Source organism: Francisella sp. 19S2-4, assembly GCF_036281795.1.
Lineage (GTDB): Bacteria > Pseudomonadota > Gammaproteobacteria > Francisellales > Francisellaceae > Francisella.
The window spans coordinates 38,271-51,279 of the sequence record NZ_JAWUZH010000011.1 but is presented as its reverse complement, the minus strand read 5'-3'; the positions used below and the strand labels follow the sequence as shown (position 1 = coordinate 51,279).

Genomic DNA, 13,009 nt, shown 5'->3' with positions numbered 1-13,009 from the left:
ACTAATATCTGTAACATCTGTATTTTACAAAATATATCTAACAATTTGGGATATTAATTCAACAGTCTTTAGAATGTCTAATTATAGCTTTTAAAAATGCTATAGGTATTTTAATTAAAAAGTAAAATAGGAAGGGATTATGAACCTTAAAAAAAGTTTAGTAATAATGGTAGCAACTAGTTTATTAACAATGAGCTTAGCTAGTTGTAGCTCAGGTGATGATAAGCAAAGTTCGATAAAATCAGAGGTATATGCTCCTACAGATAAGGACACACTTATTAAAGGTAATATGACTGAGCCTGAATCTTTAGATCCTATCCATGTTTCAACAAATGTTTCAGCAGCTATTGAGTATGATCTTGGAGAAGGATTGCTTGGAGAGAATCAGGCAAATCAACCTATTCCAGCCATAGCGACTTCTTGGAAAATCTCAGATAATAATTTAGTTTATACTTTTTATCTACGCAAAGATGCTAAATGGTCAAATGGAGAGCCTATTACAGCAGAAGATTTTGTTTACTCACTTAGACGAGCTGTGAATCCTAAAATGCTTCAGAAGTGAGCTATAAACTAGCGCCAATTAAAAATGCTCAAGCAATTATGGATGGTAAAAAACCAGTTTCTACATTGGGAGTAAAAGCTATTAATAAATATACCTTACAAATAACGCTTGATTATCCTGTTTACTATTTCTTAAGCATTATGGCAGATACTAGTACATATCCTGTATATGCACCAGGAGTTGAGAAGTATGGAGAAAGCTTTTTTCAAGCTGGCAAGCTTATTTCAAATGGTCCTTATGAATTAAAGGAGTGGGTGCCAAATGGACATATAACTGTTACGAAGAATCCATATTATTGGGATGCAAAAAATGTTCATATTAAAAATGTTAAATTTTTACCAATTACTGATAGGGTAGCTGCATATAATGCTTATGAATCAGGACGTTTAGATTTTGTTTCAGCAGTACCTGTAAGTAATTTACAAGCAATTAAGAAGAAGTATGGTAGTCAGGTTCGACATGCAGAATGGTTGACTCTAGAGTATTTAAACTTTAACTTAACTAAACCTCCTTTCAAGGATAATCCTAAATTGCGTCAAGCGTTATCTATGGTTATTAATCGTAAAGATTTAGTTAAATATGTTACAAAAGATGGAGAAACTCCAGCATATAGTTTCTTCCCTAGTAGTATTGAGGGAGGTATATATAAAGACATTGGTTATAAATGGAAAGATTGGCCAATGTCTAAACGTATTGCTGTAGCTAAAAAATTATATAAAGAAGCAGGGTATTCTAAAGATCACCCACTTAAGATAGATATTGAGTATAATACAGAAAATGTAATTAAGAAGAATGTTGAAGCTATTGCTCAAATGTGGAAAGATACTTTGGGAGTTGAATCAAAAGAGGCAAATTCTGAATTTAAGGTGTTCATAGGAATTAGATCAGCTCGAACTTATAGTGGGGTTGCTAGAGGAGGATGGATTGCTGATTTTAATGCAATAGATAATTTTGCAGATATGTGGACATGTAATAATGCTGATAATTATACCGGATATTGTAATCCAGAATATGACAAGTTAATTAAAGAAGGTGAAAAACAACCGAATCCAACGGCAGCTAAGCCTTACTTTACAAAAGCCTTAAACTTGGTTATGGCAGATTATCCAATCATACCTCTTTACTCAGGTACAGTAACACATTTAGTTAAACCATATATTAAAGGTTATCAGTCAAGCACAAATCATTTAGACCATGTTTATGATAAATGGCTATCTTTTAATAAGAAAAAGTAATTAGGTTCTGTGCACAAAAAATATAAATTAGATTGAAAATAGCTAAACCGTTGTTATTTAAAAGTTGAAAAGCAATAAATATCAAAGTTTTAGCAAGTGAATTATCATATAAAAGAAGTATTTTGGTCAAGTATTTTATCATTCTTAAAATTACAAAAAGGTATACATACAAATGATGAAAATAAGTTAAGATTATTTATTGAAGCAATATTTTACGTGTTACGTACAGGCTGCCAATGGCGGATGTTACCATTTTACTATGGTAAATATAGATCAATACATAAGCATTTTAAAGATTGGTGTGATAAGGGTATATTTTTTGATCTATTTCAGTCAGTGCAAGACCCTGATTTACAAGAAGTTATGCTTGATTCAACCATAACGAGAGCTCATGCCTGTGCTACAGGATATAACAAGGATGATAACCAAGCAATTGGTAGGTCAGTTGGAGGAGTGACTACCAAGATTCATGCTATAACTGATGCTTTAGGCAATCCGATGGAAATATTACTATCAGAAGGCAGAATTCATGATAGTAAAGTAGCAATAGACCTACTACAGAATGTATATAATACAAAAGTTATCGCTGATATAGTATATCACTCTAATGAGATTAGAGAACATATTCAAAATATATCCTCTGAGGCTATTATTCCCTGTAAATCAAATACTATAAATCCTATAGCTTTTGATATTCAAATATACAAAGAAAGATATTTGATAGAAAACTTCTTTTCTAAACTTAAACATTTTAGAAGAGTATTTTCCAGATTTGATAAAATCATTTCTGTATATCTAGGAATGATTAAATTAGCTTGTACTTTTATTTGGCTACGATGAAAATTTATTTTTGTGCACAGAAACTAATATAATTTATCTTTTTATCTCTAAAAACCATATAAAACCTAATCTTTATTGCCTATTCATTTTGTAACTTTTATACTTCTAATTAGAAATAATTAAAACTTTATGGTTATGAAAGAAATTTTAGGTCCAATAAACGATGTTATTAAAAATTCTAAAGAAAGTATACTAAATAAAAGTCTCAAAAAGCTTGACGTAGTTAGTAGAGAAGAATTTGAAGTTCAAAAGAAAATATTGTTAAAAACAAGACAAAAGCTTGAACAGATAGAAGCAAAGTTAGATAAGCTTCTTGATAAGAAAGGTTAGTATGTCGTTAGCGATATTAAAGAGCAGAGCCCAACTTGGTATTGAAGCTCACTCTGTATCAATAGAGGTACATTTGTCTAATGGGTTACCTGGTTTATCAATTGTGGGTTTACCTGAGGCAGCTGTTAAAGAAAGTAAGGATCGTGTCCGTAGCGCAATTATAAATTCAGGATTTAATTTTCCAAATAAAAGAATAACTATAAACTTAGCTCCAGCTGACTTACCTAAAAGTAGTGGACGTTTTGATTTACCAATTGCTTTAGGAATCCTATATGCTTCTGGGCAAATTAATCCATCTAAAAATCTTGATGAATATGAGTTTGCAGGAGAGTTATCTCTAAGTGGTGAGCTTAGAAAAATATCTAGTGCTATTTCAATGGCAATAAGATGTGTTCATGATGCTAAGAAGCTAATTATTCCAATTCAAAATGAAAAAGAAATAACTCTTGTTGAAGATGTACAAGCTTATGCATTGTCTGACTTGAAAGAGACGGTTGATTTTTTAGCAGGAGAGGATGATAAGCAAGAGATTAAGTTTGAGACAGAAATTGATTTTGATGGTTTATATCATGATCTAGAAGATGTTAAAGGGCAATATCAAGCAAAGCGAGCTCTTGAGATAGCTGCAGCAGGCGGACATAATATTCTCTTGGTAGGTCCTCCAGGTACTGGTAAGACAATGTTGGCAAGTAGGCTAAACTCCATTCTGCCACCGTTAGATAAAAAAGAAGCTCTTTCATCTGCTATGATTGCCTCAATTAAAGGTGAGTCTGGTATCGCAGAAAGCTTCTACAAAAGACCATTTAGGCATCCTCATCATACTTCATCAGGCGTATCGCTAGTCGGTGGTGGTTGTCAGTTCCATTAATTAATACTAATATCCATTAATTGTTGCTAATATTTTGATTCTTTTATGGATTTTCAATGATTTTTGTTATTATTTAAGTTATGTAGGTACCCTAGATACTAATGATTTGTATGTTCAAACTCAATGGTAAACCTATTAACACAGTCGTGGATAAACTTTGAGTTTTGTATAATAGAGTTTGATGAAAAATTATCAAATATATTAGGAAGGTGTTACAACATTTAATTAATAGTAGAAGAAGATATGTATATTAGCTCATTAAAAATACGAAATTTCAGAAATTTTTTATGCTCAAAATTCTTATTTAAGAAAGGTGTTAATACAATTCTTGGTGAAAATGGTTCAGGTAAAACCAATGCACTTTTTGCATTAAGACTCCTTCTTGATGAGTCGCTACCAAGAAACGTAACAAAATTACGAGATGGTGATTTCTGTCGTAATCTTGCAGGCTGGAAAGGCCACTGGATTGTGATTTCTGTGGATTTTGATGAGCTGTCAGCTCATGAAGGTTGCCAGATGCTAAAACATAATGCAGGTCATATGGACGGCAGCGATAAAGGTACATTAACTTATTATTTCCGACCTTGCCTAAAAACAAGGAAAGCCCTATTTGAAGCAAGTGGTAACATGGCTTTAGCCCAGCAAATAATTGATGAAATTAGTATTGAAGACTATGAACCAGTATTTTCAGGTAGAGCTAACGCAGATTTTTTATGTGATGATGCATATAAAAATCTAGTCGGTGACTTTCAAAACTTTGAGTTTCCAGACCCTGAAAGCAAAGATTTTAAAGCTTATGGAATTAATATTTCACCTCTGCACGAAGAAGTATCGTTCACTTTTGTAAAAGCACTGAGAGATGTAGTTTCAGATTTAAAGAACTATAGAAAAAGTCCATTAATAGCTTTATTAAAAGGATTAGAATCAGAAATATCTGATGAAGATTCTGAGAACATTACGGGTCTCGTCTCAGACATAAACAACGTAATTTCAGAGCTGGATGAAATCAAGAAAGTTTCTAGGGGAATCCAAGATACATTGCATAAAACGGTTGGCTATACTTTTTCTCCAGTTATCGATATTGAGTCGTCTCTACCAAGTGAATTAGATAAGCTGTTACAAAAACTTTCGCTAACTGTCGGTGACAATTATGTTGACGGTTACAGTGGTGACTTAAATGAGCTTAGTCTTGGTGGTGCTAATTTAATCTATGTCGCGCTAAAACTACTAGAGTATGAGCGAAAACAGGAGGCTGATAAAGCTGCACAGTTTTTAGTTATTGAAGAACCAGAAGCTCACATCCATACTCATATTCAAAAAACATTGTTTGAAAATAACGCTATTAATAAGACTCAGGTCTTCCTATCTACTCATTCAACTCATATCTCTTCTGTTGCCAAAATCTCTGAAATAAATATACTTGGTTTGAATGGAAATTACGTAGATGTTTTTCAGCCCTCAAAAAATCTAAATCCAATAGAGTGTAGTCGTATAGAACGATACTTGAATGCCACCCGCTCAACACTTCTTTTCGCTAAAGGAGTAATTTTAGTTGAGGGTGATGCGGAGCTTATATTGATTCCTACTTTAGTTAAAAAGGTCTTTGGTGTATCACTGGATGAGCTTGGGATTAGCTTAATAAGCATGGATAGCGCTTTTTTTAAGCACGTTTCAAACTTATTTCACCCTGACAGGATACGAAAAAACTGTGCAATTATTACTGATTTAGATGCATCCATCGAACCCCTTCCAGACAATGAGAATGATGACAACAAGTATCAAAAATCATGTCGAAATTCTCAAAAATCAGGCGTAGATAGAAAGGACGATCTAGACGAGTATACTAAGAGTAATGATTATATCAGCGCTTTTTACGCTAGCCATACTTTTGAAGTTGACTTTGTCGGTGCTGATAAATCGAATGTATTGGATGACGTGCTCCCATCAATTTACAAACAAGAAGCCAGTATTAATAATTCAAAAAGTCTGCTCAAAAATAGTGAAGTCAAAATTTATGGAAAAGAAATACTGCGTCTCGCTAATAAGGTTGGTAAAGGCTGGCTATCTTTACTGATATCTGAAAAAGTAACTTCTCAAACTTCCATTCCTAGATATATATTAGACGCAATTGCATTTTCATGTGGCTATAAGCTAACACCTCAAATTCTTTATAAGATGCTTTGTTACAGGCTTTCTAATAACCCCATGCCAGTAATGGAAGATAAAGATAAACCAATACAATTTTTTACCAAGAACAGCGTGGATATTAACGCATGTATTGTTGAATTCGAAGAACGATGCCCTGATGATGATTTATTTAATTTAATTAAATTATTGGATCAGTAGATATGAAGTTAAGTGTTGAACAGCACGCCGCTGTACACTGTACAGAAAATGTATACGTTACTGCTTGTCCGGGAAGTGGAAAAACTAGAGCACTTACGGCACGAATAGCAAAAGGTGTTGAGGAACTAAAATATAGAAGTAATAAAGTATTAGCCGTAACTTTCACAAATCGAGCCGCCGATGAAATAAAGACAAGACTAGAAGAGAATTACACCATAGAAAGTGGTCGCGTTTGGGCTGGAACGATTCATTCATTTGCACTTGAGTGGATAATAAAGCCTTATGCCTCATACGCTGAAACACTCAATTATGGTTACTCTATTGCGGATGAGTTTGAAACAAGAAAAATCCTTAGTAAATTAAAAGTCGCTAGAGGTTTAAGAGTCTTTGATGACGTAAATACAACCTTTAATAGGCAAGGTATGGTTGAAAATAGTGATGCCCGAGCAAAAGAAGTAGAACAGGAATACCGTCAGATACTATCTTCAAGAAAGAAAATCGATTTTGACCAGTCACTATATTTTGCATTTCAACTAATGGAAAGGCTACCAGAAATTGCTCAGACGTTAGGTAATATATTTACTCATATATGCGTTGATGAAATTCAAGATACTCAAGATTTACAGTATGCAATTTTATCCAAGATATTTAATGAGTCATGCAAAAAGCCTTCATTGTTTATTGTAGGTGATGAGAATCAAGCAATTTATGGAGGCATTGGAGGAAAATCTCTTTCCTTAGCAGAATTAAACTCAGAATTTATAGATAGCAATATTAACCATTTTACGTTTAGTGATAATTATCGCTCTACGCAAAGACTAGTAGACTACTTCTCTGTTTTTAGAGGTGTTCAAGGGGGGATATCAAAAGCGGCACATAAAAATGATCAAGGAACTATAAGTTTTTTTAATCAATCAGTACACAAAGATTATTTGGCTGAAGCTATATCAAAGTTAATTCAAACAGAACTCAATAATGGCGTAAATGAAAATGATATATGTGTTATTGCTCCTCAATGGGAGCCGATAAGATCGATGACAAAAAAGCTTATAACTTTATTACCACAGGTGAAGTTTGATGCCCCTGCTTTGTCACCATTTCATGGTCAGCATGATAATTTTTGGTTAATAGTTTCAAAATTGTTATTGACTGAACCATCAGGAATGTTGTTAAGTACCCGTGTTAGATGGGCAAATGAATTGTTAAATAACCTCATAGAAAGTCATCACCATATCCGTGATTTAACTGCTAAAAAGCTGCTCAAAGTAATTAACTCTTTTCACAGTAATACTGTTGTAGGCACGGAATACCTTAAAGAATGTTTTGAGTTTATCTTGGATGAGTTAGATATAGATTTAGTGCATGATTTGTTGCTCAAAGAGCAATTTGACTTGTTTTTTGAGAAAGCTACTTCAAATATAGAAAACAATAACGATCAATATGAAGATACTGTCATTGCCCTTAAGAGTTTTTTTAAGGAGTCTACGGGAATTGTTGTGGATTCTTGTCATGGAGTAAAGGGGGAGGAGTATAACACAGTAATAGCATTTGGTTTACTAAAAGGTTTTGTCCCCCACTGGAAGGATATAATTAATCAACCTGCTCAATTAGGACGGAGTGCTGAGTCCAAAATGCTTTATGTAATAGCTTCAAGAGCAAAAGAAAATCTTTTTTTATTTGCTGAAAATGGTCGTATGACAGCTAGGCACAATTTTTATACAACATCGGAAATGTTGAGCGCATATAACTTTAGATATGATTAATATCATAAAAAATTGAGTTAATGCAGTGAATCTCAAAAAATTATTTGAGACTTTTATTTTGAATGACTAGGCTTTGAATATTTCTTACTATTTTCTTTTAAAGATCTGGTTTTATTCTTATTGATGTTATCATCAAATGATTCTCGTTTTTCTAATGGTAAGCTTTGTCCTCTCTCTAGTTTATCATTAGCCTTTCGAAGGCCTTTAAACACAGTTTCCCAGGTTATTTTCTTTTTCATTAGAAACCTCTATATGGATTAATTTATTTAATTCTAGTTAATAAGATATTGGTTTTAAAGTCCATTTAATTATGCTAATGTCTTTAGTATTAGTGTTTAGAGTATTTTTTTCTTTGAAGAAGAATCAAAAAAAGGAAGCACCACCTTTAGAGTTTCTACCGAATGATAATAGGTATAGATTTATATGGACAATAGAAGGGCTTTTAAAAGGTGTGAGTTCAGAACCAGATGTTATGATGGTTTTTAGATATTTTTATAATGGTAGACCATTTGGTTTTGAGTGGTATCCTGTACCTTATAAATATGCATGTATATGTAAAGCCGGCCAAGTATATAAAGGACAAAAGCTTGTTGATAGACCATACCCTAATGAAGTGGATGATGTAGAGATATTATCTTTTTATGATGGTGAGACTTATTATATAGAACAGGAGACAGCTTTCAAGGTAAGTTACAATAATCCTGTGAGACATTACTCTACTAATTTACCTGAGAGTAAGAAATATATCTTACCGTTAGAAATGTTAAGGCCTTCAGTGAGAAAATGGACTTCATTAAATAAGAGTCCTCAGACGAATCAAATAACAGAGTTGGTTTGTGATGAAGGTAATATTTTGTATGTCCCAACATTTGAGATTTTTCAAAAAATGCTGGTGCCACAAAGTAAAGAGATACAAAGAAAGCTTTTGATTTCCCACCTTGATGAAATACTTAAAGATTATTTAGTTTTAGAAAATTGTTCAAAGATTGATGGCGATAAATGTAAGATTCAATTCAAGAAAGACTATGAAAACATTAGCAAGACCTCTAAACATTTTATAGCTTGTTTATACGTTGATGAGCAAACAAGAAAGATTGCAAGTGGAATATGGTCATATATGCAAAATAATTATGATAGAAACACTCCTATTATGCCAGCAGCAGAACCATATACTGATATGGATATAACTGCTAGAGGTATATGGCTAAAAGATAATGTTTTCTTAGTTCTTAACATAACTGGTTTGCATTTTGGACAAAAGGTGGAGCTAGAAGAGCTTATTGATGAATACTCAAATAATTCATCGGGAGATACTCGTAAATCACACAATAGAAAAAAGAGTATTCATGAAAATGATCTACCATACGACAACTATAATGATCCTGGTGCAAACGCTGGATTAAAAAAGATTAAAAGTAATGTTGATGTAGGGATCAATATGGGTATTACGAATTCTTCTATACAAAAAGAATCTGAAGGAAGTGTAGATAAAGAATTCATCGATGAAGATGAAACACTTGCTGTTAGCTTCGGTGATGAAAGTAATGCTTGTCAAAGTAAGAATATAGCAAAGTGTATTGATTATGAGATTGAAAAAAATAATATGGAAGGTAGCTTGTTTCTTATTTATGAAACTTTGATAAGGTTACAAAAAGCGTCGTATATTAGCGAGGTTTGTTGCTTAACCCATGATTTTAAAGATGTCCACAGCTATCATTTAAATACCTTTCCCAGGGAACTATTACCAAAAAGAAAGAATAGCTGGTTACTTAAGGACAATGGTGATTTAAGGAACTATTTATTAGTTAAGATAACTCTTGATAATGGTAGAAAATTAATCTTATTTGAGCTAGAAAAAAGAACAAGTAGCGAAGCATTTTGTGGGATACTTTTTAATAATCCTCATAGCTTCTTTAGAAGGTTGGATATACTTTTAAGATTTATTGTGGAAAATCGTGGTAAATTAACAGAAAAAGCTAACGGTAAATTAATTGATAAAGATCTGCCTGTAGATAATAATCAAGTATTTTCTCATAAATATAGTTCTAATCGTTTAGCAAATACTTTTATTTCATTATTAGAGCCCTATCAGAGTGATTAAATAGCTGTTTGTTCAGAGGTATAAAATAATCTTCATTTAATAGTTTTATAAAGCATTTGTCATTCTTCTTTCGTATTATTTTATCTGTTATATAAGAATATTTTGGTAGATCTATCTTATGGAAATATGCTAAACATAACATAATTAATTGTAGCTTTTGTTTTGATGATAGAAAATCTTTTCTTAAAAGACTTATTAATTGTATTCTTAAGTATGTTTTTGATTTGGTTGTTTTCGTTATTAAAGCCTTAGGAAGCTTTGACATTTTGTGGCTAACTAACTTTCTCTCAAATAAGTAGTTTATAAATTCTGTTATCGATGCTTTGTAGCCAGGATATATGAGAAGAAAAGAGCTGATGGCTTTTTCATTATATTCTTTCAAATTGAAAAAAATATGAGTCTCTATTAATTTGTTGGCTGGCGTAAGGGCTAATTTTATGCTACTTAAAGTTATTGATTTGAATTTGTTTAGTAAATAATGATAGTAATCAAGGAATACACTTGAGAGTTCTGAACTACAGCCTTTATGTTTATTTATATATTTATTTATCGTTTTTATATTTTGATAATCTTTTTTATCTAAATAGTTCTGAATAATCAAACCTTTGCCTAGTAAAAACTTAAAGAGAATGTTGCTGTAGGTTTTGTTCTGTTTGATATATTCAAAAATAATATCTCGATATGAGGGGAATTTTTTCTGATTTATGTAGAGTTTATCTATTAATGTAAAGTGTTCTAAGAAGCGATACAGATTGATACTAGAAAAATGTGGATCTCTATATTTAGCTAACCAAAAACAAAATTCTTTAAACAAGTCCTTCGTATATGTGAGATTTGCTTTATTAGCCTTTAGTTTGTTTCTTATGGCGTTCATAGAACTACAGTTCTTGCAAAAATTTCCAGACCCAGCTGGAATGTTTATACTACATACTTTACATTGCCGATATCTCTCTATTGAACATATTTTACATAAAGGTTCTTTTTTTATGTTGTAAGAATAAACAAATCTTTTATATTTACAGTGTGAGCATATTTTCTTAGCTGTCATAATATTCTTAATATTTCATTCATCATTTGATTAACTATATGCTTAGGTGTAGGAAGTAATAAACTCTTGCTACGAGAGGTTGATACTCTTGATTTGCTAGAATGATCTAGCAGTTGTGAAATATATTTGATACTAGGAGAGTTTGTGATTTGCTGGATAAACATTGTTCTTGTTATGTTACTGTTTCTTAAAATAAGAATTAAATCATCTAAAGAACTATAAGCTAGTTTTGTTAAAGCACAAAAAATCATATGTCTTTCTTTTATACTCTTTCGTTCAAAATGAGTGGGAGTTAGAACCACACTTTGTGATATAGAAAAATACTTCAGAAGCTTATTAAAAGCTTTGGGCCTATTAAAAGCTCTTTGTATTAAGGTTATTATGATTCTTAATGCTTCAAGCTGCTCATCATGACTATTTGTTTCTAATAAGTATGGTGCTTCAGTGTTGTTTAAGTGTTCCTGTAACTTTAGAGTATCATCATTTATTTTATAAACTTTTGAGCCTATTAGACTGCCATTGCAATATTGGCATTTTGCAATATCTGGATTATAATATCTTATTAGATGTGGAGCGAATGGGAAATGGCATATTGGGCAAGTATTTGAGAGTAATATCTTATGCTTTGAGCAGGCTGTACTCCAGGCAAGCCTCCAGCTTTTTCTGATATAAAAATCGTTATCTTTGATACATTCGTTACAATAAAGAAAACCATTGTTCTTAACTCTATTTCTAGAGCCTAGTGGAATAATCCAGGGTGTATATCCATGTCTAGAATCTGGTATAAAAGATTTGAGAGTGGAATTATACAGTTTCTTATAATCAACGCCAGATATCTTTGATAAATGTAATATTTGTGAGAGTGAAACACTCTTATCAATATCTAAAGACCATCCTCTCCAATTATTCCAAATGGCTCCTGTAAAGCTTATAGGATCAGAACCATTAGCTATTGAGTTTCTAATCAGCCATGAGCTTAGTATTTCATTATCTTTTATAGATAACACTACAGGCCATCTATGTATTTCTTCTTCTAAGTCCATGAGTTTTTTTAACCCATTTATGTTGTTTAATAATATCTGTAGATATTGATTCAGATTTTGTTTCTAAGGTTGTAATGCAACACTCTATTAGGAGCTTGTGTAAGTCACCAAGATTACCTTCTGAAATCGTATATAATAATGTTGCTTTTTCTTTGGACGCTAAATTAGATGCTTCTTTGAGAGGTAACCTCATTTCAAATGATTTTAGTAGTGACCTAAAGTTTTTATCTAAATCCCACTTTGGAAGATTTACTATATCAAATCTACTAGCATGCTGAGGATCTGAATGTAAAATTAAAGCAGCATCTTTGGTGCCAACACCTACTATTGGTATTAATAGTTCATTGCCAAGGTTCTTTATAGCATTCATAACAGTTCTTTGTTTAGAAGCTGTTCCACTAAGAAGATTGTGTATTTCATCTAAAATAAGCATTTTAACATTGCAAAGCCTCATTAAATGGATGACTTGATATCTAAGCTTAACTGTTGAATCTGTAACTCGGTAGGGCGTCCAAAATGTATCTAATATAGATACATATAGTCCCTTTTCATCAGCTGTAGCTGGAGATTGAGCAATAACTAGTGTTTTATTAACTTTTGACATACCATCTTCATCTTCAGAAGTATGATTAGGATGTATGGAATGAAAATAGTTGATCAGAGATGTTTTACCAATATTGGATTCCCCAATTAATAGGAGATTTTGCATTCTTGGTTGTTTTGGTCTTTTAAGTAGACTATTTAATAACTTTATAACATCTATTGTTTTGGGGTAGTTTATCCAAATAGGTTGATATAGATACTCAATTCTAGTATCTAAGTCTAATTCAACTATGCTTTTAGTTTCTTCGTTAAGGTGTGTATATTTCATTA

General features: G+C 32.1%; 12 protein-coding genes. 8 read left to right on the top strand and 4 right to left on the bottom strand.

Features of this window, described 5'->3' with window-relative positions:
* Positions 1 to 139: 139 nt before the first annotated feature.
* The 7 genes from R8535_RS03940 (at position 140) to R8535_RS03910 (ending at position 7,944) form a co-directional block, all read left to right on the top strand.
* Positions 140 to 562 (top strand): ABC transporter substrate-binding protein, encoded by a 423-nt coding sequence (locus R8535_RS03940; RefSeq protein ID WP_329496778.1) that lies wholly within the window; start codon positions 140 to 142, stop codon positions 560 to 562.
* Entirely contained in the window at positions 559 to 1,797 is a 1,239-nt protein-coding gene (locus R8535_RS03935; RefSeq protein WP_329496776.1) for a peptide ABC transporter substrate-binding protein, read from the top strand. Before R8535_RS03940 ends, R8535_RS03935 begins: the two co-directional genes overlap by 4 nt.
* 96 nt (positions 1,798 to 1,893) lie before the next feature.
* Positions 1,894 to 2,637: an IS5 family transposase gene (locus R8535_RS03930; RefSeq protein WP_329496774.1), complete on the top strand. Its 744-nt coding sequence runs from the start codon at positions 1,894 to 1,896 to the stop codon at positions 2,635 to 2,637.
* Positions 2,638 to 2,772: 135 nt separating this feature from the next.
* Complete coding sequence (locus R8535_RS03925) at positions 2,773 to 2,967, top strand: accessory factor UbiK family protein (RefSeq protein WP_329496780.1); 195 nt, start codon at positions 2,773 to 2,775, stop codon at positions 2,965 to 2,967.
* Position 2,968: 1 nt separating this feature from the next.
* Entirely contained in the window at positions 2,969 to 3,835 is an 867-nt protein-coding gene (locus R8535_RS03920; RefSeq protein WP_329496773.1) for a YifB family Mg chelatase-like AAA ATPase, read from the top strand.
* A 243-nt stretch (positions 3,836 to 4,078) separates the two neighbouring features.
* Positions 4,079 to 6,181, top strand: a complete 2,103-nt coding sequence (locus tag R8535_RS03915) for an ATP-dependent nuclease (protein WP_329496771.1) — start codon at positions 4,079 to 4,081, stop codon at positions 6,179 to 6,181.
* Positions 6,182 to 6,183: 2 nt separating this feature from the next.
* Complete coding sequence (locus tag R8535_RS03910) at positions 6,184 to 7,944, top strand: ATP-dependent helicase (protein WP_329496769.1); 1,761 nt, start codon at positions 6,184 to 6,186, stop codon at positions 7,942 to 7,944.
* 53 nt (positions 7,945 to 7,997) lie between these two features.
* On the opposite strand, the gene R8535_RS03905 is transcribed toward R8535_RS03910, so the two are convergent.
* Positions 7,998 to 8,183, bottom strand: coding sequence for a hypothetical protein (locus R8535_RS03905; RefSeq protein ID WP_329499480.1), 186 nt, complete (start codon positions 8,181 to 8,183; stop codon positions 7,998 to 8,000).
* A gap of 113 nt (positions 8,184 to 8,296) precedes the next feature.
* On the opposite strand from R8535_RS03905, the gene R8535_RS03900 reads away from it, so the two are divergent.
* Positions 8,297 to 10,045 (top strand): hypothetical protein, encoded by a 1,749-nt coding sequence (locus R8535_RS03900; protein WP_329496766.1) that lies wholly within the window; start codon positions 8,297 to 8,299, stop codon positions 10,043 to 10,045.
* Here the strand turns inward: R8535_RS03900 and R8535_RS03895 are convergent.
* The 3 genes from R8535_RS03895 to R8535_RS03885 are packed head-to-tail and all read right to left on the bottom strand — an operon-like array spanning position 10,011 to position 13,007.
* Complete coding sequence (locus R8535_RS03895) at positions 10,011 to 11,093, bottom strand: hypothetical protein (RefSeq protein ID WP_329496764.1); 1,083 nt, start codon at positions 11,091 to 11,093, stop codon at positions 10,011 to 10,013. The two genes, R8535_RS03900 and R8535_RS03895, sit on opposite strands and share 35 nt — an antisense overlap.
* Positions 11,090 to 12,136, bottom strand: coding sequence for a TniQ family protein (locus R8535_RS03890; RefSeq protein WP_329496762.1), 1,047 nt, complete (start codon positions 12,134 to 12,136; stop codon positions 11,090 to 11,092). The genes R8535_RS03895 and R8535_RS03890 overlap by 4 nt, the downstream gene beginning before the upstream one ends.
* The gene (locus tag R8535_RS03885; RefSeq protein WP_329496760.1) at positions 12,111 to 13,007 is read right to left on the bottom strand and encodes a TniB family NTP-binding protein; all 897 of its coding nucleotides are present in this window, start codon (positions 13,005 to 13,007) and stop codon (positions 12,111 to 12,113) included. The genes R8535_RS03890 and R8535_RS03885 overlap by 26 nt, the downstream gene beginning before the upstream one ends.
* Positions 13,008 to 13,009: the final 2 nt, after the last annotated feature.